Annotated in this window: 23 protein-coding genes and 1 other annotated feature; of the genes, 8 read left to right on the top strand and 15 right to left on the bottom strand. The window is 45.0% G+C overall.

Translation table 11 applies throughout. From position 1 onward, the window contains the following. Nucleotides 1–67 precede the first annotated feature (67 nt). Nucleotides 68–505: a 50S ribosomal protein L11 gene (gene rplK / locus N6H06_RS07745; RefSeq protein WP_062747430.1), complete on the bottom strand. Its 438-nt coding sequence runs from the start codon at nt 503–505 to the stop codon at nt 68–70. A 222-nt stretch (nt 506–727) separates the two neighbouring features. Beyond that, nucleotides 728–3,598: an alpha-amylase family glycosyl hydrolase gene (locus N6H06_RS07740; RefSeq protein ID WP_064505289.1), complete on the bottom strand. Its 2,871-nt coding sequence runs from the start codon at nt 3,596–3,598 to the stop codon at nt 728–730. A gap of 486 nt (nt 3,599–4,084) precedes the next feature. Between N6H06_RS07740 and N6H06_RS07735 the strand changes: the two genes are divergently transcribed. From N6H06_RS07735 to N6H06_RS07705, 7 genes are all read left to right on the top strand, one after another. After that, nucleotides 4,085–4,696, top strand: coding sequence for a TetR/AcrR family transcriptional regulator (locus N6H06_RS07735; protein ID WP_062747432.1), 612 nt, complete (start codon nt 4,085–4,087; stop codon nt 4,694–4,696). A 16-nt stretch (nt 4,697–4,712) separates the two neighbouring features. Beyond that, complete coding sequence (locus N6H06_RS07730; protein WP_062747434.1) at nt 4,713–5,627, top strand: ABC transporter permease; 915 nt, start codon at nt 4,713–4,715, stop codon at nt 5,625–5,627. Between the two features lie 16 nt (nt 5,628–5,643). Then, nucleotides 5,644–6,540, top strand: a complete 897-nt coding sequence (locus N6H06_RS07725) for an ABC transporter permease (protein ID WP_062747436.1) — start codon at nt 5,644–5,646, stop codon at nt 6,538–6,540. Continuing rightward, nucleotides 6,530–7,333, top strand: a complete 804-nt coding sequence (locus N6H06_RS07720) for an ABC transporter ATP-binding protein (RefSeq protein WP_062747438.1) — start codon at nt 6,530–6,532, stop codon at nt 7,331–7,333. The genes N6H06_RS07725 and N6H06_RS07720 overlap by 11 nt, the downstream gene beginning before the upstream one ends. A gap of 103 nt (nt 7,334–7,436) precedes the next feature. Then, nucleotides 7,437–8,267, top strand: a complete 831-nt coding sequence (locus tag N6H06_RS07715; RefSeq protein WP_263705999.1) for an ATP-binding cassette domain-containing protein — start codon at nt 7,437–7,439, stop codon at nt 8,265–8,267. Between the two features lie 3 nt (nt 8,268–8,270). Next, the gene (locus N6H06_RS07710) at nt 8,271–9,803 is read left to right on the top strand and encodes an ABC transporter substrate-binding protein (RefSeq protein ID WP_062747442.1); all 1,533 of its coding nucleotides are present in this window, start codon (nt 8,271–8,273) and stop codon (nt 9,801–9,803) included. 20 nt (nt 9,804–9,823) lie between these two features. Continuing rightward, nucleotides 9,824–10,273 carry a hypothetical protein gene (locus tag N6H06_RS07705; RefSeq protein ID WP_062747444.1) on the top strand — a complete coding sequence of 150 codons (450 nt, stop codon included), beginning with the start codon at nt 9,824–9,826 and terminating at the stop codon, nt 10,271–10,273. A 94-nt stretch (nt 10,274–10,367) separates the two neighbouring features. Here the strand turns inward: N6H06_RS07705 and N6H06_RS07700 are convergent, their stop codons facing one another. The 3 genes from N6H06_RS07700 to ku all read right to left on the bottom strand — a co-directional run bounded on the left by N6H06_RS07700 (nt 10,368) and on the right by ku (nt 12,387). Next, complete coding sequence (locus tag N6H06_RS07700) at nt 10,368–10,607, bottom strand: YrhC family protein (protein ID WP_062747446.1); 240 nt, start codon at nt 10,605–10,607, stop codon at nt 10,368–10,370. A gap of 90 nt (nt 10,608–10,697) precedes the next feature. Further along, nucleotides 10,698–11,393 (bottom strand): 5'-methylthioadenosine/S-adenosylhomocysteine nucleosidase, encoded by a 696-nt coding sequence (gene mtnN / locus N6H06_RS07695; protein WP_062747930.1) that lies wholly within the window; start codon nt 11,391–11,393, stop codon nt 10,698–10,700. Between the two features lie 157 nt (nt 11,394–11,550). Then, nucleotides 11,551–12,387 (bottom strand): non-homologous end joining protein Ku, encoded by an 837-nt coding sequence (ku, locus tag N6H06_RS07690; RefSeq protein WP_062747448.1) that lies wholly within the window; start codon nt 12,385–12,387, stop codon nt 11,551–11,553. Nucleotides 12,388–12,474: 87 nt separating this feature from the next. On the opposite strand from ku, the gene N6H06_RS07685 reads away from it, so the two are divergent. Next, a complete protein-coding gene (locus N6H06_RS07685) occupies nt 12,475–14,301 on the top strand; it encodes a DNA ligase D (protein WP_263705997.1) in 1,827 nt (608 codons plus the stop codon). Nucleotides 14,302–14,436: 135 nt separating this feature from the next. On the opposite strand, the gene N6H06_RS07680 is transcribed toward N6H06_RS07685, so the two are convergent. The 10 genes from N6H06_RS07680 to N6H06_RS07635 all read right to left on the bottom strand — a co-directional run bounded on the left by N6H06_RS07680 (nt 14,437) and on the right by N6H06_RS07635 (nt 23,505). After that, entirely contained in the window at nt 14,437–15,060 is a 624-nt protein-coding gene (locus N6H06_RS07680; RefSeq protein WP_062747452.1) for a YrrS family protein, read from the bottom strand. Between the two features lie 146 nt (nt 15,061–15,206). Further along, nucleotides 15,207–15,683, bottom strand: a complete 477-nt coding sequence (gene greA / locus N6H06_RS07675; RefSeq protein ID WP_062747454.1) for a transcription elongation factor GreA — start codon at nt 15,681–15,683, stop codon at nt 15,207–15,209. A 52-nt stretch (nt 15,684–15,735) separates the two neighbouring features. Beyond that, nucleotides 15,736–16,380, bottom strand: coding sequence for a uridine kinase (gene udk, locus N6H06_RS07670; protein ID WP_062747456.1), 645 nt, complete (start codon nt 16,378–16,380; stop codon nt 15,736–15,738). Nucleotides 16,381–16,404: 24 nt separating this feature from the next. Beyond that, nucleotides 16,405–17,055: an O-methyltransferase gene (locus tag N6H06_RS07665; RefSeq protein WP_062747933.1), complete on the bottom strand. Its 651-nt coding sequence runs from the start codon at nt 17,053–17,055 to the stop codon at nt 16,405–16,407. Nucleotides 17,056–17,108: 53 nt separating this feature from the next. Beyond that, nucleotides 17,109–18,248 (bottom strand): endolytic transglycosylase MltG, encoded by a 1,140-nt coding sequence (gene mltG / locus N6H06_RS07660; RefSeq protein WP_062747458.1) that lies wholly within the window; start codon nt 18,246–18,248, stop codon nt 17,109–17,111. A gap of 130 nt (nt 18,249–18,378) precedes the next feature. Continuing rightward, nucleotides 18,379–18,666 carry a DUF1292 domain-containing protein gene (locus tag N6H06_RS07655; RefSeq protein WP_062747460.1) on the bottom strand — a complete coding sequence of 96 codons (288 nt, stop codon included), beginning with the start codon at nt 18,664–18,666 and terminating at the stop codon, nt 18,379–18,381. Nucleotides 18,667–18,698: 32 nt separating this feature from the next. Then, on the bottom strand, nt 18,699–19,127 hold the full coding sequence (gene ruvX, locus N6H06_RS07650; RefSeq protein WP_062747462.1) for a Holliday junction resolvase RuvX: 429 nt from the start codon (nt 19,125–19,127) through the stop codon (nt 18,699–18,701). Continuing rightward, complete coding sequence (locus tag N6H06_RS07645; protein ID WP_062747463.1) at nt 19,124–19,396, bottom strand: IreB family regulatory phosphoprotein; 273 nt, start codon at nt 19,394–19,396, stop codon at nt 19,124–19,126. The genes ruvX and N6H06_RS07645 overlap by 4 nt, the downstream gene beginning before the upstream one ends. 83 nt (nt 19,397–19,479) lie before the next feature. Beyond that, nucleotides 19,480–22,110: an alanine--tRNA ligase gene (alaS, locus tag N6H06_RS07640; RefSeq protein ID WP_212953267.1), complete on the bottom strand. Its 2,631-nt coding sequence runs from the start codon at nt 22,108–22,110 to the stop codon at nt 19,480–19,482. A 53-nt stretch (nt 22,111–22,163) separates the two neighbouring features. Further along, nucleotides 22,164–22,375, bottom strand: a binding site (T-box leader). Nucleotides 22,376–22,428: 53 nt separating this feature from the next. Continuing rightward, nucleotides 22,429–23,505 (bottom strand): AI-2E family transporter, encoded by a 1,077-nt coding sequence (locus N6H06_RS07635; protein WP_062747468.1) that lies wholly within the window; start codon nt 23,503–23,505, stop codon nt 22,429–22,431. Nucleotides 23,506–23,538: the final 33 nt, after the last annotated feature.

Below are 23,538 nucleotides of genomic sequence, written 5' to 3'. Positions count from 1 at the left end.
TAGCCAATTGACGGCGAGCTTATCCTTTAAGCAGCTCACTATGTCGGAAATCGATGCACAGCGTGTGTTATTCCTGACTGTATTGCTCACCGATCTCGATCCCCATGTTTTTCGCTGTTGCTGCGATGATTTTCATGGCGCTATCAATCCTAGTCGTATTTAAATCTGGAAGCTTTATTTTAGCGATTGCCCGTAGCTGATCTGGTGTGATCAAACCGACAACTTCTTTTCCTGGATTTGCGGCCCCCTTTTCTACACCAGCATATTGTTTCAGCAAAAAAGCAGTAGGTGGTGTCTTGAGCTCTACAGAAAAGCTACGATCATCATAGATCGTAACCTTTGCAGGAATAACAAATCCCAGTTGACTTTTTGTCATCTCATTGTATTGATTGCAAAAGCTTAGAATGTTTACCCCCGTTGGAGCAAGATCTTTCCCGACTTTTGCTGGGTTGGCTTTTCCTGCTTGCAAATGAATGGTCATGATTCGTTTTATTGCTTTTTCCATTGTTGCTCACCCTTTTCGTTTTTCTAAGGGTGAGTATAATGTTTGACGTTACGTTAAGGTCAAGGCTGATTTTATCATCGCCGTTACTCAACAAACAGCCTTGACCTACACAAAAATTGAGCTACTTTCCGATACCGACCCTTTGGCGTCGCCTCCACTTCTTTTGCCAGCGTTCTTTCGCTAACCACTATACCTGTGCCGTAGAAGGCTCCAAACGATCCCTTACTTAGGTGTGCCCCTTACTACCACTCCATCTGCTAATGTATTTACTCCTGAATGGAAGACATAGTCTCTTCCGTGATTGTTGTCCCATTGTCCATGTCCATTATGAAAAGCCGCCCTGAGCTCGCTTTCCTCTTCTGCTTCAATTGTTATTTTCCCATACCCTTCATACTCCGACGAGTTTAGGGGAACCCCTGGTAAAGTGGTCCAAGCTTCTTGGTTGAGAGAATAATGAATGTGTGGATCGGTCCAGCCAGTCTTATAATAAATCGTAATGTCATTTGCTGGGACAGGTTTTTCGGGATGCCACTCCCCATCAAACCAACCGTCTTGTTCTCGATAAAACCCATCCTCTCCAGGTCCTGGCCATTGATTAGCGCCATCATCTTTAAATAACACGCGTGCCCTTTCTGCTCCTTCGATTGTGTACATATACCAGCCATTCTCGAAAAGCTCCATTTCTGGCGCCGAATCCCATGATGGTTCTTCCACTTTAGGATCTGCATCGTAATAGTAAATGTGCGGTGTCCCCCATGTGCCAGGCTTTTTGAAGTAAACGGTTAGCCCTGGCGATTTAGCAAACGTGTACATTTCTTCAGTAGATCCGAATTCATTCTCCGCCTTGAGCTGAAGCGTTACTTCTTCTCCGGCTTCCACCCCTTCTCCAATTGTAATGGCATCGCCATCAATAAAGGATTGTTCGGCAGCGCCATTAATCGAGTATGTCCCTTCTCCTACGTTTTGCACGTGAAGCGTCACCTCTAACGAATCACCGGAAAAGGAACCGCCAGGCGGATCAGCAAAAACTTGCGGATAGGGCGGTACCTTCGTAAAGGTATATTCCGCTTCCGCTTCACCTGCTTCATTTCCTGCAAAAAGCCGTAATGTCAGCGATTCATCAATAGCCAAGTCGCTGCCAATTGTCAACACATCCCCATCGGCAAAGGCTGTTCCATTCTCTTTCGGATCAGAACCGTCAATCGTATATGCAGCCGACATCGCTTGCAGCACACTGAGTGTGATTTCAAGTTCTTCACTAGAAAACTCCCCACCTTGAGGAGAAGCAGATACGGAAGGAAGCGTCTCGTCTTCTGTTTCCACTAAAATTACGCCATTTTGATGGGCTGCAAATGTCGCTTTCCCATTCTCAACAACTGTGCTGTCTCCCGTGTAGAAGTCACGGACTGTCTGCCCGTCGGAAAAGACAGAGGAAACATCAATCGTCGTTTCTCCCGTTGCACCGACCGCCACGACAACACGATCATCGACGCCATCCTCCACATAGGTGCGGCTAAATGTATACGGATTTGTGCCAATTTGCTTGTGCGCTCCTGCCCCTATCGCTAAATGGTTATTCCGAAATTGCCCCAACTTTTGCCAATGGCTTAATACGTCCTTATTTATAGAATCCCAGTTCATCGCTGAACGAGTGCCTTGCTGGGGATCAGATCCAGTTGGCCCAAATGGCCGCGCTGTCTCATCGCCATAAAACAATTTGACCCCGCCAGGGAGTAACAGTAAATATGTTCCGCCATCGACCAGGCGCTCCCGTGGATATAAGTACGTGTCATGCTGAGAAAGGTAGCTTAACACATTGAAAGACGCGTCTGTATTGATCTGATTCGCGTAGCGGGAAAAAGTGTCTTCCATTGTGTCCAATCGGTAAGCCGGGCCGTTCCCATGTTCCCCTTGGAACGTAAAATTAATGATCGAATCGAATCCATGATCAAAGTATTCGCTCCGCCCGACACCATGGCCCCAAACTTCGCCTACCATCCAAAAGTCATCCGTCCAGCTCGCTCCTGGTGCATCTGGATTTTCTACACGCCATGCCCACAGGGCTTCATTCGCTGCATCCTTTAACTGCTGCCAACGGAACAACTCCACGTGTTTGGCCGTGTCGATACGGAAGCCATCAATTCCAAATTCTTCAACCCAAGCCGCAAGCCATTGCACAATATAATCAGCCGGAGCCACGTCTAGATCACGGCGTAAATCGCTCGCAGCTGGAACGATCCAGTCCTCATAGCCCTCTTGTCGCTCTTGGTTCCACTTCGTCTCTAACAAGGGAGGCAAGCCGACACGATGTGTTAACTCCGTCCGAAAGTCGGGCAAACCGGCTAAGCACATTGTAATCTCACTGTTTCCACACGATTCATACCCGCCAATTCCTGCGCGGATCCAAGGCCCCCACCATGTGCTCCACGCCGATGCATCCTCATAATGAATATGGTCGTGGACATCGTGCCAAGTTTGCCCTTCACCTGGCACCCAATCCTCCGATACGCCTGGATTCCCGAATCCATATTGATTCATATCTTTAATGGTGTTGTAGCCTGGATGGTTCATCACTACATCTAAGACAACGCGAATTCCTTGTTCGTGAGCCGTGTTGACGAACTCGCGCATTTCCTCGACTGTCCCCATATTTTGGTCGACTGTTGTATAGTCCAACGCATAGTAACCATGGTACGCATAATGGGCAAAATCGCCATCTGGGCCACCGCCGACCCAGCCGTGAATCTGTTCGTAAGGAGCCGAGATCCAAATCGTGTTGATCCCTAACTCTGTAAAATAACCCTCATTGAGCTTATCGGTTAACCCTTGGAGATCCCCGCCATGAAACGTTCCGATGTTTTGACCCCATGCGTCTTCTTGCGGCCGGCCATATGAATCGTTGTTGGATGGATTTCCGTCGTTAAAGCGGTCAGTTATCGCAAAATAAACCGTTGCGTTATCCCATGAAAATGGTTTCTGATCGATGTTTTGCGAAGCATATGCGTCATTCATAGAGGGAGGAGACAACAAAAATGAAAACGTTATCATAAATATAAACGCTAAAAAAGTGCTGAATTTGCTTATATCAACCACGATTCTATCCTCTCCTTATCATTTTAATGCAAACGTTTGCGTAAACAGGCAAAAAACAAGTAGAACGCACCCCCGAAAACGCATTCAGCCCTAAATAATAACCATCACCTCAATAAACTTTTTAAATAAGGGCAGATTGAGCCAGCAAGAAAGGCAACATTGCTTTAATTTAAATCGTAAATTGCTTTCCCTTTCAACTCCTCCCTTCATTTTCTATTCATTGTAAAGTGATTTTTCTTAAAAATCAATAGATAGTCTCTATTTTTTCTTTTGTGTGGATACATTCGATCTCGAAGTAGATTTTCTTGAAGACAAGATCATTTTAACCTGTCCATTTTTATTTTAAGCCGTCTAACAGTCATCCGCTTCTCAACCACTCTAACTTTCCTCATAAACAAAGTGCTTGACTTCTCAAACCCGAGTAAATATATTAGGTTTATCAGATAATTGACTGACGCATCAATCAGTAATAAAAAGGGGATGTTTATGAGCACACTTGATAACAGGCGCCATTTAATGGAGGCTGCCTTAGCGCTTTTCGCCAAAGAAGGCTACCACAAAACGAAAGTATCCGACATTGTCAAACAAGTCGGCGTTGCCCAAGGTACTTTCTACTGGCACTTTAAAAACAAAGAGGAAATTGTCCTATGCATTTTGCAAGAAGGCGAACAGGCACTCTTGAATGTCATCCGCTCTGGATACCGCCAAACAGAAGGAGATGTCGATGATATGGTCGAATCTTCGCGGCGATTAATGACCGACCTCTTCTCTTTTGCGCAAACAAATCCAGATTATATGCGGTTGTTGTTTAAAACAGGGCAAGATGCAGAAGAAAAGATTTGTCAGCATATCTCTCATACGCTCATCGCCATCGAAGAAGCGTTCGAACGCAATATAAAACGGGCCCAAGAACTGGAGATGTTGCCGAATGATGGTTCGAGCAAAAGACTTGCTGCTATGCTTGTTAGCTTGGTGCTTGGGACCCTTGAGCGTTGGCTATTTTCGGAATCACCCCATTTAGACAATATCGCAGCTGAATCGTTGGCAGTTGAAATCGTTTCTTTTGAATTTTTTGGGCTACTCGGCAAAACAAAGTGAGTGGAGGTGACCTTTTTTGGGATTTTTGAAAAAAGTTGTCGTACAAGTCATACCGAGCTTGCTCATCTTAACATTGATCATTTTTTTCCTTGTTTATGTTGCTGGTGATCCTGTTTCCGTGATGCTTCCTGAAAATGCGACTGCCGCGGACCGTGAAGTGTTGCGTGAAGCATTAGGTTTAAATGAACCTTTTTTCATACAATATCTGCATTTTTTAAGTGACCTCCTCCGTGGCGATTTTGGGATGTCCCTGCAATACCAGCAGCCCGCAATTGATCTTGTGTTCAGCCGCTTATGGGCAACGTTAGCTCTATCCATTGTAGCGATGATGATCGCGATTGCGATTTCCATCCCCCTTGGCATTTATGCTGCCATTAAGCGGAATACGTTTGTCGATGTGCTTATTTCAGGATTGTCGATTGTCGGCAAGGCCATGCCAAACTTTTGGATTGGGATTATGCTTATTCTCTTTCTTGCAGTCGCTATTCCCATATTTCCTGTTTCAGGCGCAGCGACACCGCTTCATTTTGTTTTGCCAGCCTTTACGCTTGGCATCGCCCTAGCAGCGGAAATGACGCGGCTCACACGGGCTAGTATTTTGGAAGTGATCGACCAAGAATATGTCCAAACAGCGAGGAGTAAAGGCCAAAAAGAAAGCATTGTCATTTTTAAACATGTGTTTTTAAATGCGTTAATTCCGGTTATAACGATCATCGGTCTACAATTTCCACAGTTGATTGGCGGTGCGATTGTTGTCGAAACAGTCTTTTCATGGCCGGGGGTAGGCCGCTTGTTGCTCTCCTCAATGGGAGCAAGCGATATGGCGGTTATTCAAGCGATTGTATTTGTCATTGCGCTCATTACGATTGTTGTGAATTTATTGACCGATTTGCTTTATCGCGTGCTTGACCCACGCATTAAATACAACTAGGCTAGGAGAATCGTTCATGGAGGCTACTTCTAAACAAAAGAAAGCGAATCGAGCCCGTTTTTTTGCCCACCTCTCTCCTTTAGGCTTGGCAGGGTTGGTCATCGTTTTCCTAATTGCCGTGCTTGCTGTTTTCGCGCCATGGATTGTTCCCCACGATCCTTTTCAAATTGATGCGACTCAACGCCTAATCCCGCCAGCGTGGATGGAAAATGGCTCCAGCTTGCACTGGCTCGGCACCGACCATCTAGGGCGAGATGTGCTCAGCCGTCTTATTTACGGAGGGCGTGTTTCCCTTTTTGTCGGCATCGTCTCTGTTGTAATTGCTGGTTTCATTGGTCTGACATTCGGCCTTGCTTCCGGCTATTTAGGCGGTTGGCTCGATGCACTCATCATGCGCTTTGTTGATGCTATGCTTGCCATTCCAACGTTGTTGCTTGTCCTTGTGGCAATGGTGATGCTTGAACCGTCGATTGCCACACTGATTCTGATCATTGGACTGACAAGTTGGGTTCAGTATACTCGCGTTGTCCGCGGTGAAGTGCTTAGTGTAAAGGAAAGGGAATTTGTCCAGTCTGCCAACACGCTTGGAGCAAGCCGTACTTATATTGTTCGGAAACATATTCTGCCAAACGTTTTGTCTTCCTTTATTGTGATTGCCACCATTGGTATTGGCACAGCGATTTTAACAGAGTCCTCTCTTAGTTTTCTTGGCTTTGGCGTTCAGCCCCCTGACATCACTTGGGGAGGAATGCTAAACGACGGGCGCAACTATCTAGCCACAAGCTGGTGGGTTGCGACATTTCCTGGTATAGCCATTACAGTCACGGTTCTTTCCTTTACCTTTTTAGGGGATTGGTTACGGGACTTATTGGACCCACGCTTCACACGAGGAGGCATAAAGGATGACAAATAGACCTTTGCTTAGTGTAAATGAGCTTGTAACAGCGTTTGCTTCTGGCAGCGACTCAAAACCGGTTGTCAATGGCATTTCATTTCATGTTTATCCTGGTGAAATTGTAGCCATTGTCGGCGAATCAGGTAGCGGAAAAAGTGTGACGTCTCTTTCGATCATGGGTCTGTTAAATAGAAACGCTACCATTCGCGGCTCTATCCTTTATGAAGGGCAAGAGTTACTGACTATGTCAGCAACTGAACGTAGACGATTGCGTGGCAAAGAAATGTCGATGATTTTCCAAGAGCCGATGTCGTCTTTAAATCCAATGTTACGCATTCAGACGCAAATTGCCGAAGTACTTAAAATCCATAACCGTAGCTGGAGTAAATCCGCTATTGCTAAAAAAGTGATTGATTTGCTGGAACAAGTCGACATTCCAACCCCTGAAGAAACGGCAAAACGCTTTCCACACCAATTGTCTGGAGGCATGCGGCAACGGGTGATGATCGCCATCGCCATCGCCTGTCAACCAAAATTGTTAATTGCGGATGAACCGACAACAGCACTCGATGTCACGACGCAAGCGCAAATTTTAGCGCTTATGAAACGGTTAAACAAACAAAACGGGACTGGAATCGTATTTATTACCCATGATTTAAGTGTAGTCGCTGATATCGCTGACCGGGTTCTTGTGATGCATGCCGGCAAAATTGTCGAAGAAGCGACTGTCTTCGACTTATTTGACAAACCGCAACACCCTTATACAATTGGCCTGTTAAAGGCAATGCCGACATTGGACGCAAGCTTTTAGTTTGCTTAGTGTCATTCTCGGCAATCCCTCAGGCTTAGCTAATGGATAGCCAACAATTATTATGAATGGACGCTGCATGTATCCAGGAAAGGTGGAAAAAAAGATGGAACCGACGAGTGAATTGCTTCTTGATGTACGCCATCTGAGCAAAACATTTCCATTGAAAAAAAGCAAAACAAACAAAGCATCTTCCTTTAAAGCAGTGGATGACGTCAGTTTCCAAGTTTTTAAAGGAGAAACATTGGGCATTGTCGGCGAGTCAGGTAGTGGAAAATCAACGGTGGCGAAAATGATTTTGCAGCTCTTGGAACCCACTAGCGGGGAAATCTATTTTTTAGGACAAAACATTGCCAACCAGTCAAAAGTGGAAAGAAAAGCGACTAAAAGGCGTATGCAGGCAGTGTTCCAAGACCCATATGCGTCGTTAAACCCGAGGATGAGGGCTAAGGAAATCGTCACAGAACCGCTCATTCTCCATAAGCAACTAAACAAGAAAAACCGGAACGACAAAGCGCTTGAATTATTGCATGAGGTTGGCTTAAGCGAGCAGCATTTAAACCGGTTTCCCCACGAATTCAGCGGTGGGCAACGGCAACGTTTAAGCATCGCTAGAGCGATCGCCTTAAAACCAGATCTAATCATATGTGATGAGGCTGTCTCTGCCCTTGACGTGTCCATCCAAGCGCAAATTTTAAAGTTGCTCAAGTCATTGCAAACGTCATATGGGCTTTCTTATATTTTTATTGCCCATGGATTGCCGACTGTGAAACAGCTTAGCAACCGTGTCGCGATTATGCATAAAGGCAAGCTCGTCGAGATCGGAGAAACAAACGACATTTTCCAATCCCCAGAGCACACTTATACAAAATCACTGTTAAAAGCCGTGCCACCTTCTCATCCTAGAGACAGGCACAAACAATCTATTGGAGGGTAAAACATGAAAAAACCAGTTTCTTTTATAACCATTTCTGCTGTTACACTGGCGCTCCTTGCTTCCTGTGGCTTTGAAGATCCTGATACGAACGATACGACCAATGACGATACAGCGTCTGGCAATGGCCAGCTAACGATTGCCAACCCTGCCGACATCACTACGTTTGACCCTCATAACAATAGCGTCATTACGACTTCGGCTGTACTCGTAAATGTGTACAATAAGTTGTTAAAACGGGATGAAGCAGGAGAAATCATTCCTGATTTGGCGGAGACTTGGGACACGATAGATGATGTAACTTGGGAATTCCAATTACGTGATGACGTTACTTTTCATAACGGCGATCCGTTTACGGCGGAAGATGTCAAATTCTCATTGGAACGAGTTGCAAACGATACGACGCTCCAGCAATATGCCACATTCAGCCAAATTGAAAACGTGGAAATAGTAGATGACCATACCATTCAAATTAAAACAGCTGAGCCTGACCCACAATTGCTCAGTCGCCTCTCCACTCCAGCGGCAAGCATGTTGCCAAAAGACTACTTTGACGAAGTAGGCGCTGATGAGTTTTTCAATGCCCCGGTTGGAACAGGTCCATTTCAATTTGAATCTTGGCAACAAGATGAGGCCGTCGTATTAAGCAAATATGAAGGCTATTTTGAAGGAGAGCCGAATTGGGAAACCGTTCGCTTCAGTGTGGTGCCTGAAGACTCAACCCGCGTATCCGAGCTTCTTACCGGCGGCGTCGATATCGCCTTCAATATTCCAACAGCTGACATGGAGCGGATTGACAACAATGATGGCACCCATATGGCATTAGAACCGATCCAACGCGTCATCCAAATTTGGCTATCCAATGAAGAAGGAGAAACTACAGCTGACCCAGCCGTAAGAGAAGCGATTGATTTGGCCATCGACAATCAGGTGATCATCGATGAAATTCTTCAAGGCAGCGCTACAGCAACTCGGACTCACATCACGCCGGGAAACTTTGGCTCCGATCCTTCTTTATATGACACGTACGAGTACGACCCAGAACGAGCAAAGGAAATTCTTGCTGAAGCTGGCTATGAAGATGGCGTGACAATCGATATGTCCGTCAATAATTACTATACGGAAATGGCGGAAGTGGTCGGTGGTATGTTAGCTGATGTCGGCATTACAGCTAATATCGAACTGATTGAACAAAGCCAGTTTGCCAACCGGTTATTTAATGGCGAGTTAGAAGAAGCAGTCTTTGTCGGCTGGGGAAATGACATGTTTGATGCGAGCGTGCTCGATTTCTTTAAAGAAGAGGGAGTCGCTCCTTATACCAACCCTGAGATTGAACAGCTCCTTGAAGATGCGGCCTATAATATGGATGAGGAAGAACGTGCCGCCCAATATCAACAAGTTCAACAAATTTTAGCTGAAGATCGTGGCGCTGTTTATTTATTCCAGCTTCAAGGGCGATACGGCGTGAGTGACCGTTTGGACTACACACCAAGGCTTGATGAGCTCTATTACGCAAACGAAATCAAATTGGCCGAATAAGGCATAAGGAGAATAGAAACATGAACCTTCCAGCTTTATCGCAATGGGAAGCTTTTATGGTGGAAACGTTGCTTGCTAAAGGCATGGAGCGACAAACACTCATTGACTTGTTGAAAGCTAAAGATGCCGAAACACTGAACAGCTTTGACGACACATTCGATTATCATGAACTCATTACGGCCGCGGAAACTGCTTTCGACGACTTTTCGCAAGCAGTGCAAGTAGGCTACACCATTAAATTTGTGTCGAAATTCGGGATTAAACGCTTGCTTGGTTTAAAATATGGACTGGAGGAAGGCATTGACTACCAAATGGCAGACGACCGATTTGACAATCTTACACTGACAGCGGCACAATTAGCTGAATTTAAAGCAATGCTGTCACCAAACTGGAAAGTGTTTAACGAAATCAATGGGAATGGGACTTTTACCGTCTCCATTCTCCACGCAACACTTGTAAACAAAACGTAATCTTCTGCTTCATGACATTAGTTTAAAATTGCCATTAACAAAATGAAGCTCTAAGCAAACGCTTAGGGCTTCATTTTACGTGGAGTTGTTTGTCTTATTCGTGTTTGTTCAATTTTCGTTTAGCCAAGTAAGAAAGGCCAAAGCAACAACCGGCAAATACAATAGCAGCTCCAATAATGCCTGAATATATCTGTACACTTGCATCATGTATTTGGTAAGGCTCAGGCAGCCAAAAACCAATTGTCAAAAATAAACCCGCCCCTAAAAACAACAAGCAGAACAACTGATAATCATGCTGATCCTGTTTCAAACGTTGAATCGTCTTTTCGTCCATTAGACTGCCTCCTCTCCTACTGCTCTCCTTTTCTATCTTAACAGATCAAAAGAAGTTCGAAAGGCGAAGACTTTTGCTAATAGAGGAAAATTATGCTGATAAATGGTCGAGCATCAACATCACTTGTTTAGCAGAATTAACAGCTGATTTTTCTAAAAATGTATCGTATGACATCTTTGCGTCTTGGCCTGCCACGTCAGACAATGCCCGGATAATAACAAATCGCGTCTGGAATTGGTGGCATACTTGAGCGATCGCGCCTGCTTCCATTTCTGCACAATAAGCAGTAGGAAATAACGTTTTGACCTCGTTTACACGCGTTTCTTCCCCCATAAAGGAATCCCCTGTCACAATAAGCCCCTCTTCTGAATGGAAACCTACTTTTTGGGCGGCTGTTTTCGCTGCTGCAATTAAGGTCGCATCTGGCAAATACGCTGGCACCATCCCAGGAACTTGTCCATATTCATAACCAAACACAGTTGCGTCGACATCGTGGTAACGCACTTCTGTTGAAATGACAAGATCGCCAACAGCCATATTTGCGTTGAGCCCTCCGGCTACGCCAGTATTGATAATGGCATCAGGTTGAAACCGATCATTCAATAGCGTTGTTGCTAGTGCGGCGTTCACTTTTCCAATTCCACACCGTGTTAAGACTACTTCCACAGCGCCAATTTGGCCTTCTGTAAATTCACAATTGGCAATCGTTGTCACTACGCGGTTTTCCATTTTATCTCGTAAATAGTTGACTTCTTCTTCCATTGCGCCAATGATACCGATTTTCACATCCACTCTTCCCTTCTGTTGGACAATTCCTTTTCCAGTATACACACCTTTAAACAAGATTTCACACATAAAATTGAAAAAAACCAGCTGGCAATGCCTGCTGGTTCAGCCTGTCGCTTTCTTTTTCTTGATTGACAAGTGTTTTCGATCCGCCTGGTTATGCGTTTTTCTTTGTTGCTGTTTTTCGTTTTGATGCAGCCGCTTTTTTCCGTTTCGGCTTTGTCCGCTCTAGTGACGCCTCTAGCGCTGACATTAAATCGGTCACATTCGTGTCGCGTTCGGCTTCTTTTGGCTCTGAGACAACCATTTTGTTTCCTTGCTTTTTTTGCTCAATTAGATTAAAGAGCTGTTCCCGGTACTCATCCGTGTAAGATTCTGGGTCAAATTCACTGGTAAGCTGGTCAATCAAGAGCAATGCGGTCTTTAGTTCTTTTTCCTCTACTTTTGGCTCTTCTGGCAAATTCGGGACATCAGCAAGCTTCCGCACCTCATCTGGAAAATAAATCGTCTCCATCATTAAGGCATTGCCGTACGTGCGGACAATCGCCAAATGTTCTTTCGCGCGAATAATGATTTTACCTATGCCGATTTTTTTAGAATCGGCAAGCGCCCTTTGCAATAGTGCATACGCTTTCGAGCCACCATCACCTGGCGCTAAGAAATAAGAACGGTCAAAATAAATCGGATCAACTTCTTCCAACTGGACAAAATCAAGAATTTGCACCGCTTTGTCTTCATTGTCTTTTCGAAACTGCTCAAGTTCTTCTGCTTCGACGACAACAAATTTATTTTTCGCGTATTCGTATGCTTTGACAATATCTTCTGCTTCCACTGCTTCCTCACAGTTGCGACATTTTTTTTCATAAGAGATTGGCGTATGGCACTTTTTATGGAGCTGACGCATTTTGATGTCTTTGTTTTCGGTTGCCGTGTGCAGCTTAACAGGAATATGAACTAGCCCGAACTGGATGCTGCCTTTCCATACTGTATGCATGATTTCACCTCACTCTTACTATACGGCGCAATCGCCATTAATATCACAGGAAAGGTTTGGTTACTCTATAGCTAGGAGGTGGCGCCAATGAAACCAATGAAACTGACGGAGACAACCGCATTTCCTAAGTCAACAGGCTGGATCGGGGAGCCTAAATACGACGGCTATCGTTGCCTTGTCTCCATCACAGACACTAGCATTGAGCTAATAAGCCGTAACGGGCGTTTGCTAAACCACGCTTTCCCTGAAGTCGTAAGTGCTTTCGAAGAAAGGCGAACAAGACTTTCTGGCAAGTTGCCGATCGTATTGGACGGAGAGCTTGTTTGCTTGCTGGATGGCTATGCAAGCCATTTTCCTGCCGTACAAACACGTTCGCGCATGAGCAACGTTCATGTGATCGAAAAGGAAATGTTAAGCAGGCCTTGCCAATGGATTGCCTTTGACCTACTCAACCAACCTAACATTCCTTATCGAGAAAGACGCAAACAGTTGTTGTCCTTCTGCAAACGCGCCGATATTCCCGTTCTCTCTCCATTAGGTGCTGTCCCGACACTGGGTGTGATTGAGTCGACAACCGCTATTCAAGATCTCCTTACAACTGTTAAACGTTATAATGGCGAAGGGATTGTCCTAAAAAAACAGCTAAGCCCTTACAGTCAAAATGTCCGTTCAAAGGATTGGCTAAAGCTGAAACATTACCGATTTGTGCCTGTTCTTGTCACATTTTATGATGCAACGAATGGTTATTTTCATGGCAGCGTTTATCACCAACAAGGGGAATTAACGGAAGTCGCTATTTTTAAACACGGCCTTTCGCCAGACGATGCCAAGACGTTAGCCGATTTTTTTCGAACAAAAGGAACAACTGAAAAAAATGGGTTTCGCCTCGCTCCGTCAATCGTCGTTGAGCTCGCTTGTATTGGCTTTTCCGGTGGACAGCTCCGTGAAGTCTCCTTTGCCCGCTTTTTGCATCATGCTGATCCAGACGACATCACCATGGCCACACTGTTCCATGGACTGTATCCATTGCCAGACATTGTAGAGACGACAAGTTTAGATAAACCGTTATGGGAACAAGTCACAAAAGCCGATTACCTTCATTATTTGCAAGCTGTTATGCCTTTTATGCTTCCTTTTTTATATCGACGAGCGCTTACTGTTATTCGTTATCCCCATGGGACGTTTGCAAACGAACGTTTTTACCAGAAGCATATTCCAAGTTATGCGCCTGCTTATGTCAGCTCAGCTTGGTTAGAAGACATTTGTTATATTCTTTGCAACAATCCAGAAACGCTTATATGGCTCGGAAACCAACTGGCGTTGGAACTCCATATTCCGTTTCAAACGATCGAATCAAACAAACCAGACGAAATTGTCTTTGATCTCGATCCACCAAGCCAAGATCAGTTTGGCCTTGCCCAGGAAGCAGCACTTGACATGAAACAAATTTTCACCCGGTTTCAACTCCCCTTTTTCTGTAAAACGACTGGTGGGAAAGGATTGCAAGTTCACATTCCATTGGAAAAACAGGCTCTTACTTATGAGGAAACAGGCCGCTTCATGAAATTTGTCGCCGACTTTCTCTGCCAACAAAAACCAGGCAAGTATACGACGGAACGGCTCAAAAAAAAGCGCCGTAACCGTCTCTATATCGATTACGTTCAGCACGCTTATAACAAAACGGTCATTGCCCCATACTCCATGAGAGAGACCGGCTTTGCCGCCGTTCCTTTACGGGAAGATGAATTAGCATCGCCAACCCTTTCGCCTCAGCAATTTTCACACGTTGATGTGCTTAGACGCATCCAACAACTTGAAAACCCGTTTGTTGGCTATGAGCGAGAACGAGTAAGCAAAGAACGCTTTTTCAAATTGCTTAATGAGATTGGTGTACAGCAAAAAACGGATGCATGATGCATCCGTTCCAGACTGTAGACAAACGCTCGCCTGCACTCCTCGTCTGACAAACGTTTTCTATCAGTCTGAGGGTGGTTGTAGACTGTTATTTCTTCGGTCTACGCGAATCGTTGAGGTAGACGCTCCTTTTGCTTAGCGAGGATCTGTTGCTGATTCACTCGATGATACAACCGTCCAACCAACACTGTCTTCCCATTGAAGGCGTACATCGTGATAGGTGCCTGTGCTGTTATCAAGCAACACACCCCGTGCACTTGTAGTGGAGCCACCATTTCCTAACCACATAAGCGTTGAATTCGATTCATTTAAACCTGTGGCCAAATAAAGGGCTGACTCCATTTCGTTCCAGTTTTGGCTTCCTCTTGTAAAATCATTTGGTGACGGATTTTCCTGTTGCGTAGGAACAGTATCGCCCTCTGTTTCTTCCGTTTCTTCGTCTTCTGTTTGTTCTTCTTCGTCGTTTTCCTCACTGCTATTTTCGTCTTCATTATTCTCTTCTTCGGAAGCATCGCTGTCGCTGTCGCCATCATCATTGGCTGCTGTACTTCCTTCTTCATCGCCTTCTTCAATCGTTTGGCCATCTCCTGATTGACCTGAGCTGCTTTCTTGTTCATCCACAGCAGCTTGATCCGAACTAAACCAATTTACTGCAAGGTTGCCACCAAGAAAGAGGATCAGCACAGTAACGATGATAATAGCAATGTTTAAGATTCGATTAATGCGTTTATTTCTGCGATATTCAGATCGCCGTCCCATCAAATAACCTCCTCTTTCCAACGTTCTTTTTCCATTATAGCTTGTTTCAGTTGAACTTCAACCTTCCTTTTGTCGGAGATTCACGAAAAATCATGTGAAAAAAAATGGTCCTCTTGTTACAATTGCAACAAGAGGACTCCTTATATCTAGCGGATTTCAAGGATTTCGACTTCCATTTCCCCGCCTGGCGTATTAACAACAACACGGTCATTAACTGTTTTACCTAACAAACTTTGCGCCATCGGAGAGTCATTTGAAATTTTTCCCTCAAAAGGATCTGACTCCGCTGAACCGACAATCGTGTATTCTTCTTCCTCCCCATCAGGTAATTCCATTAAGCGGACCGTTTTTCCTAATGAAACAACATTGCCATCTACTTTTTCATTTTCAATCATGACCGCATTGCGAATCATTTTTTCCAGTTGGGCAATCCGGCCTTCAACAAATGCCTGGTCTTCTTTGGCAGAATCATACTCGGAGTTCTCCGACAGATCACCAAAGCTACGGGCGACTTTTATACGTTCAACGACTTCTTTACGTCGTGTTGTAATCAAATAATGTAGTTCTTCTTCAAGTTTTTTCTTGCCTTCTGCGGTCATGTAATGTTTTTTCTCTTCTGACATGCTATTCACTCCTCATTAATATATACAAAAGGACGGTTGGGACTGGCTCTTTTTAAGCATCCAACTTCTTTTGTTCAATAATTGTGCGAATTTTTGTTGCCATCAAATCGATCGCGACTTTGTTTTGCCCGCCTTCTGGGATAATTAAATCGGCATAACGTTTTGTCGGCTCCACAAACTGTAAATGCATGGGCCTCACGACCGAAGTATATTGGTCAATGACTGAATCAATTGACCGTCCGCGCTCCTTTGTATCGCGAACAAGCCTACGAATGATGCGGATATCAGGATCCGTGTCGACAAACACCTTTATATCCATCATGCTTCGTAAACGTTCGTCTTCGAGAATCAAAATTCCTTCTAGGATAATGACATCTTTCGGCTCAATTTTTGTAACCGTTTTTGCGCGTGTATGATTGGCATAATCGTAGGAAGGCTTAAAAATCGGCGACCGATCTGCCAGTTGCATAAGATGAGCATAAAGAAGCTCATTGTCAAATGAAAGCGGATGGTCGTAATTCGTTTTTAAACGCTCTTCAAATGTGAGATGATCTTGATTTTTATAATATGCATCTTGCTCAATCAAGACAATGGATGACTGGCTGAACTGCTTAAATATTTCTTTGGCGACAGTTGTCTTGCCAGATCCGGTACCGCCAGCCACGCCAATGATCACTGGCCTCGTGCTTGATTCCATTCGTCTTCCTCTCCTATGTTGCTGTTAAGTTTGTATCTTCATGCTGCACGCAATCCCATCGCCGATCGGCAAAATGCGCGTAGTAAATTGCGGATGGTTGCACAGCCATTCATTGTAGCGTTTGATTTTGATCGCAAGCTTGCGCAAACGTTTTGGTTGCGAAGACAAGTCTTCTTTTGCGACAAGGCCCCTAAACAAAATATTGTCACTGATCACAAGCCCCGAATCTGCTAACTTCGGCGTGTACAATTCAAAAAATGTTTGGTATTGCCCTTTTGCAGCATCAATAAATAATACATCAAATGGAGTGGAATGTACAATGAGATCAACTGCATTGGTAGCATCCCCATGGATAAGGTGAATCCGGTCTTGCAAGCCAGCGCGCTGTATGTAAGCCTGTGCTTGATGGAAGCGAACATCATCCCGTTCGATTGTCGTAATCTGTGTTTGCGGAAGCGCTTCCGCCATTCGGATAGCCGAATAGCCAATTGCTGTTCCAATTTCCAAAATTGTTTTTGGCTGTTTGGCGACAAGCAGCAAAAGCATGGCTTCCAGTGCCGCTAGTTCCATAATCGGCACATGGTTTTCCTTTGCATACTGCTCCATTTCCATAACAAGCGGTGAACGCTTCGGTAGCAGCGACGTTACATAGGCATGTATTTCTTGGTTCATCATGTTTAAGCCATTCCTTTGCAATGAAAAAAGCAAGGGAGGCTAGGCTCCCCGCCCTACTCATTATTTTCTGCTTCTTCCCATTCATGACGGTATGCATCACGTGCTTCTAGATGCTTGTTGTAATCTTCATTATAGATAATCTCGCCATTGTAACGGGCATAAAAATAAAGGTAATCGGTGTCATTCGGGTCAGCAGCAGCCACAAGTGATTGCTCCCGAACTGTAGCAATCGGCCCTGGCGGCAACCCTTCATATCGATACGTATTATACGGTGAATCGATGTCAAGGTCATCATAAGTTGTCATATAAATATGCTCGCCTTGGGCGTATGCAACGGTTGGGTCGACTTGCAGCTTCATATTTTGCTCTAACCGGTTATGAAGGACGCCAGAAATTTCAAAGCGGTCTGGTGCCTCTTTTGCTTCCCGTTCAATAATGGATCCAAGCGTCAGCAGTTCATGGAATGTGTATTCGCTGCTTTCAATCAAGTCGGTATTGTTTTGATAAACTTGCTCCATTTGGTCAAGCATCGCTTCAATGACCGTTTTTACAGGAGGCTGTTCCTCTTCAAATGGATAGCTAGCGGGGAACAAGTAGCCTTCCAGTGGGTGATGGATCTCTTCGTTCAAAATTTCATCTGTCAGCATGTCATAGTTGTCGATAAGCTCTTCGACATATTCTTCATCATCCATAATTGCCATTACTTCTTCTTGGGATGTTCCAGTAAACTCGGCAAGCCTTTCGCTTAAGCTCGCTAAGTTAAAGCCTTCAGGAATAGTAATTGTCGAGGCAGCCTCAGCCACGACTCGGCCATCTTTTAAACTTGCAATAAGCTCATCCATGTCCATTGATGTGTTTAATGTATACGTCCCTGCTTGGAAATCCGATTCATTTTTATAACGAGCGTAATAACGGAAAAACGTCGCATTGCGGATTAATCCTTCTTCTTCTAGAATTTCCGCAATTCCGCTTGTCGAAGTTCCGACAGGAATCGTTACTTCTATATCGGTGCCTTCCCCTTCTTCGTCCATTGGTTTTAAAGCATTTGTTAAGTAAAAATAACTGAATATGCCGGTTGCCAAAATCACGGCAAACAGAATCAAAACACAAATAAACACAATCTTACGGACGGTTTTGGCTTGGGATGCACGTTCCTGATAAAGCTCTGAATGCTGTTTCGGTTGCTTTGTCATTTATTGCCTCCTTACCCGTCCCATTATACTACAAAAAATGCTAAAGTCATCCTTTATCGCCTTCATTTTTACAGAATTCGCCCTTTATTCTAAAGCAAACCCGTGCCACATTCAGCACGGGTTTGTGGTTTTACTCTTCCTCTTCAGAGAAGGTATTGAGCATTTCTTCGATCATGTCCCATTCTTCGTCCGTCTCGACGGGGTAAAAGGAAATGTCATTGTCTTCGTTTTGCTGTTCTTCATAGCGGAACGCAAACACTTCGACTTCCTCTTCCTCATCCTCTTCTTCCCCGACTGGAACGAGTACCATATAAGACTTTTCTGTTTCGTCGACTGTAAAACGGAACAATTCATCAAACAAATGTTCCGTGCCATTCTCGTCTGGAATGACAAAACGCTCTTTTTCTTCTTGAGCCATTCTTTTTCCCTCACTTTGCTAATTGGTTTGTTCTATGTCAGTGTGTGGCTTTGGCGGTCTAAATATCCTTGTAAAATGAAAACAGCAGCCATTTTGTCTACAGCTTTTTTGCGTTTTTTTCGACTTACATCCGCATCAATTAAAACGCGCTGAGCTGCGGCTGTTGTAAGGCGTTCATCCCATAAAACGGTCTGCACATTGCACCGTTGTTCAAGTGTTCGTGCAAATGTCTCACTTCGTGCGGCGCTTTCCCCAACCGTGCCGTTCATGTTTTTAGGATAACCAATCACTACTTTTTGAACGTCATTTTCTTTGATCAGCTCAGCTAGTACTTCAACATCACGGTTTGGGTCGTCTTCAGATCGTTGGATCGTCGGCAGTCCTTGCGCTGTCCACCCGAACGCATCGCTAATAGCGACACCAATTGTCTTTGTCCCTACATCTAAGCCGATTGTTTTCATTTGTTTTCCTTGCCATGGGCCCGCAAATACGACTTCACAAGCGTTTCAATTAGCTCGTCTCGTTCTAATTTGCGGATTAGCGTGCGGGCATCTTTATGCCTAGGAATGTAGGCTGGATCACCAGACAACAGATAGCCGACAATTTGGTTAATCGGGTTGTACCCTTTTTCTTCAAGCGCATCATAAACAGACAAGAGCACTTCTTGGACATCTGCGTCAAAGGAATCATCATTGAAATTGAATTGCATCGTATTATCCATTGAACTCAACTAGCTCTCACCTCTTTTAGCGTTCTTTAGACGAAATGCGCGTCGTTCTGTCGTCTGTCCTATTGTACAACAGAATCGACCGTTTAGGAAATTGATTTCACGTATTCATGTACATAAGCAAGGGCTTCGTCCAACTTGGCAGGATCTTTTCCACCTGCTTGCGCCATATCAGGACGTCCGCCGCCCCCCCCGCCTGTACGAGCGGCAACTTCTTTAATCAATTTGCCGGCATGGAAGCCTTCCGCAATAGCCGGCTTTGTAACGCCAGCGACAAAGGCAAGCTTGTTGCCTGTTTTTGCTCCAAGTACAATCACTGCTTTTTCGTGTGCTTGTTTAAGCGTGTCCACCATAGAACGGAGTGCTTCCGTATCTTTTGCATCGACTTGTGCGGCGATAACGGCAACACCGCCAATTTCCTTAACTTGGTCATTTAAATGTCCAGCTTCAGCTTGTCCAAGCTTAGCGGTTAACGATTCGTTCTCCCGTTGGGCTTTCCGCAAATCTTCTTGCAAGCTTTCAATTCGCTGCGGCACATCAGATAACCGCTTTGCTTTTAAACGTTCAGCCGCATTTTTTAAAATCGCTGTTTGCTCTGACAAAAACGCATAGGCGCCTTTTGACGTAACGGCTTCAATACGGCGTACACCCGCGCCAATACCCGATTCGCTCGTAATTTTAAACAATCCGATTTCAGCTGTGTTGCGCACATGGCAACCACCACACAGTTCAAGGCTGTAATTGCCAACTCGGACAACTCGGACTTCGCTGCCGTATTTTTCACCAAACAAGGCCATTGCGCCCGCCGCTTTCGCTTCCTCTAAACGTTGAATCGAAATGTCAACTGGCAACGCTTGCCACACTTTTTCGTTAACAATTTCTTCAATTTGTTGGAGCTCATTTGGCGTCACTTGCCCAAAATGGGAAAAGTCAAAGCGCAACCGTTCACTCGACACAAGCGAACCTGCTTGATTGACATGTTCACCTAAAACGTCTTTCAACGCTTGGTGGAGCAAATGGGTAGCTGTATGATTTTTAACAATATCGAGTCGTTCCCTTACTTCTATACGGGCGCTTGCTCGTTGGCCAGCTGAGATTTCGCCATTTGTCACTTCAGCCGTGTGCAGATGTTGGCCATTTGGCGCTTTTTTCACATCTTTAACTACAGCTTGTCCCGTGTCGGTTACAATCATCCCTCTATCTGCCACTTGCCCGCCGCTTTCAGCATAAAAAGGTGTTTGATCAAGAAAGAATTGGATGACATCCCCTTGAAAGGCTTGTTCGACTTTCTCTTTGCCGCGGACGAGCGTCGTAAGGACCGCGTCTGTCTCCGTATGCTCATAGCCAACAAATACACTTGGCGTTTTCACTTCACCAAAGACATCTTCCTGGACGGACATTGATGCGCTTTCCTGGCGAGCCGCACGTGCTCTCTGCCGCTGTTGTTCCATTTCCCGTTCAAAGCCAGCACGGTCAACTGTCAACCCTTCATCATGGACGTACTCTTCCGTTAAATCAATTGGAAAGCCATATGTGTCATAAAGGCGAAACGCATCCTCACCTGCAATTGTTTCATTGTTGTTAGTCTTTGCTTTTTCGATGACATCGCTTAAAATCGCAAGTCCCTCGTTCAATGTTTCATGGAAACGCTCTTCTTCGGTGCGAATAACCCGTGCAATAAAGTCTTGCTTGTCTGCAACCTCAGGATAGAAGTCTTTCATGATTGCACCCACAACTGGCACAAGCTCATACATGAACGGGCGGTCAATGCCAATTGACTTCGCAAAGCGAACAGCGCGGCGCAACAAGCGGCGCAACACATAACCGCGACCTTCATTAGACGGCAACGCCCCGTCGCCAACTGCAAAAGCAACGGTTCGAATATGGTCGGCAATCACTTTAAAAGCAGTGTCTGCTTCCTTGTATGTTTTACTGGCCAGTGCTTCCGTCGCCTCAATAATTGGCATAAACAAATCTGTCTCAAAGTTAGTCGGCGTTCCTTGGATCACAGACACCATTCGCTCTAAGCCCATGCCTGTATCAATGTTTTTCTTTGGCAATGGCGTGTATGTGCCATCTGCGTTATGGTTGAACTGGGAAAAAACCAAATTCCAAATCTCAAGGTAGCGTTCATTTTCACCACCTGGATACAATTCTGGGTCATTCGGGTCATCGCCATACTCTGGCCCACGGTCGTAGAAAATTTCTGAGTTTGGACCACTTGGGCCCTCGCCAATGTCCCAAAAGTTCCCTTCTAAACGGATGATCCGTTCTTCCGGAAGACCAATATGTTGATGCCAATAGTGGTAAGCCTCTTCATCTTCAGGATGAACGGTAACAGAAAGACGTTCTTGTGGAAACCCGATCCATTTTTTATCGGTTAAAAATTCCCATGCCCATTCAATCGCTTGCTCTTTAAAATAATCGCCGATTGAAAAATTGCCAAGCATTTCAAAAAATGTATGGTGTCGCGCCGTTTTTCCAACGTTCTCAATGTCGTTCGTGCGAATCGACTTTTGCGCGTTGACAATACGCGGGTTTTCGGGAATCACCCGTCCGTCAAAATACTTTTTTAATGTGGCAACACCACTGTTAATCCATAGCAATGACGGATCTTCAAAAGGCACAAGTGAAGCACTCGGCTCTACAGAATGGCCTTTCTCCTTAAAAAAGTCAATGAACATTTGGCGAACACTTGCCGAACTTAACCGTTGCAATATGAATCACTCCTTATGTATTTATCAGCACATAAAAAAACTCCTCCCTAGAAAGAAGGGACGAGATGTCTGTTCACGCGGTACCACCCTCATTATGGCGCAATCCAGCACCACCACTTTCATACCTTTAACGCAGGAAAATACGGTGGGTTTTGCCCACAGCTCCAGAATAGCGTTCCGCATCTCTTCGCCAGCGCTTTTTTCAGCCAAGAAAGCGCTTCTCTTTAGACGGGCTGACACGTACTCGTTCTATCAACGCAATAACCGTTTTCCGGTATATCTTTTTCAGCACGATTATAGCGTTCAAGGATACAAATGTCAATCGTGCTGGATATCGCCTTTAATGGACTGACGAATATGGACGACCGTCACCTTTAAAATCGCAGCAACGGGTACCGCAATGAGCAAACCAACAATGCCACCAGCTTCCACGCCAATTAACAGTGCAATAATGATGATCATTGGATGCAAATGGACCGTCCGGCCGACAATAACCGGCGATAGTAGATTCCCTTCAATTTGCTGAATAATGACTAAAGCAATCACTGTATAAAGACCGAGTGTCGTTGATTCAAGAAGAGCAGCACCGACTGCTGGAATGGCGCCAATTATCGCTCCGAAATAAGGGATAAAATCGGTCGCACCTACAAAAAAACCGAGGACAATCGGATAAGGAACGCCAAGAATCCACAGAGCAACAGTCGAAAGCACGCCAACACAAAAAGCGACCAGCAATTGACCACGAACATAGGAACCAAATGTCCGATCAACATCGTTTGCATAGGCTGTCAACCCTTTTCGCCATTTTCTTGGCGTTAAGTAAAAAGCAACTCGTTTAAGGAGCTCATAGTCTTTTAAAAGGTAAAACACTAAAAAAGGGACGACAATCCACGTCATAAAGGACTGTAACACCCGGATAATCACTTGTTCAATCTGGTCAAGCCCCGCTTTTGCAAATGTTTCGATTTTCATGCTCCATTCGCCGACCTGGTCGTCGAGTGGATTTGGTAGGTTTTCCGCAGTACGTTTAAAGTTCAACAGTGACCTTTTCACTTCAGCCAATTGCCCTGGCAGCACATCCATGGCTTCTTTTGCCTGTGTTGCAAGCGCCGGCAAACCCCAAAAAAGCATAGCGGCGATCGTAAGAATAAATGCTAAAAACAACATAAACGTTGCAAGTGGCCGTGGCAATCCTAGGCGAACAAGACACTCAACAATGGGATGAAGCAAATAGGCCAATACGAAAGCAACACAAAGCGGTCCAAGCAACGTCGCTAAAATGTCCCACACTGGCCGCAAAAATAACACCACTTGGCCTACCAGCAACAACAATAGCACGATCAGCAAGTATTTCGTCCATTTTAACACGTCCGTTTGCAGCCGTTCTCGCTTCATGACTCCAACTCCTTTTGCCTCTCCTCACTAGCT

Origin of the sequence: Shouchella tritolerans (genome assembly GCF_025770735.1) — a bacterium.
GTDB lineage: Bacteria > Bacillota > Bacilli > Bacillales > Bacillaceae_D > Shouchella > Shouchella tritolerans.
Note: the sequence above shows the minus strand (reverse complement) of the source record. Positions and strands in the feature narration are given on the sequence as shown.

Coding starts and splice junctions, on each gene's coding strand:
- rplK (WP_062747430.1), bottom strand. CDS start 505: ATGGAAAAAGCAATAAAACGAATCATGACCATTCATTTGCAAGCAGGA.
- N6H06_RS07735 (WP_062747432.1), top strand. CDS start 4,085: ATGAGCACACTTGATAACAGGCGCCATTTAATGGAGGCTGCCTTAGCG.
- N6H06_RS07725 (WP_062747436.1), top strand. CDS start 5,644: ATGGAGGCTACTTCTAAACAAAAGAAAGCGAATCGAGCCCGTTTTTTT.
- N6H06_RS07720 (WP_062747438.1), top strand. CDS start 6,530: ATGACAAATAGACCTTTGCTTAGTGTAAATGAGCTTGTAACAGCGTTT.
- N6H06_RS07715 (WP_263705999.1), top strand. CDS start 7,437: ATGGAACCGACGAGTGAATTGCTTCTTGATGTACGCCATCTGAGCAAA.
- N6H06_RS07710 (WP_062747442.1), top strand. CDS start 8,271: ATGAAAAAACCAGTTTCTTTTATAACCATTTCTGCTGTTACACTGGCG.
- N6H06_RS07705 (WP_062747444.1), top strand. CDS start 9,824: ATGAACCTTCCAGCTTTATCGCAATGGGAAGCTTTTATGGTGGAAACG.
- N6H06_RS07700 (WP_062747446.1), bottom strand. CDS start 10,607: ATGGACGAAAAGACGATTCAACGTTTGAAACAGGATCAGCATGATTAT.
- ku (WP_062747448.1), bottom strand. CDS start 12,387: ATGCATACAGTATGGAAAGGCAGCATCCAGTTCGGGCTAGTTCATATT.
- N6H06_RS07685 (WP_263705997.1), top strand. CDS start 12,475: ATGAAACCAATGAAACTGACGGAGACAACCGCATTTCCTAAGTCAACA.
- N6H06_RS07680 (WP_062747452.1), bottom strand. CDS start 15,060: ATGGGACGGCGATCTGAATATCGCAGAAATAAACGCATTAATCGAATC.
- greA (WP_062747454.1), bottom strand. CDS start 15,683: ATGTCAGAAGAGAAAAAACATTACATGACCGCAGAAGGCAAGAAAAAA.
- udk (WP_062747456.1), bottom strand. CDS start 16,380: ATGGAATCAAGCACGAGGCCAGTGATCATTGGCGTGGCTGGCGGTACC.
- N6H06_RS07665 (WP_062747933.1), bottom strand. CDS start 17,055: ATGATGAACCAAGAAATACATGCCTATGTAACGTCGCTGCTACCGAAG.
- mltG (WP_062747458.1), bottom strand. CDS start 18,248: ATGACAAAGCAACCGAAACAGCATTCAGAGCTTTATCAGGAACGTGCA.
- N6H06_RS07655 (WP_062747460.1), bottom strand. CDS start 18,666: ATGGCTCAAGAAGAAAAAGAGCGTTTTGTCATTCCAGACGAGAATGGC.
- ruvX (WP_062747462.1), bottom strand. CDS start 19,127: ATGAAAACAATCGGCTTAGATGTAGGGACAAAGACAATTGGTGTCGCT.
- N6H06_RS07635 (WP_062747468.1), bottom strand. CDS start 23,505: ATGAAGCGAGAACGGCTGCAAACGGACGTGTTAAAATGGACGAAATAC.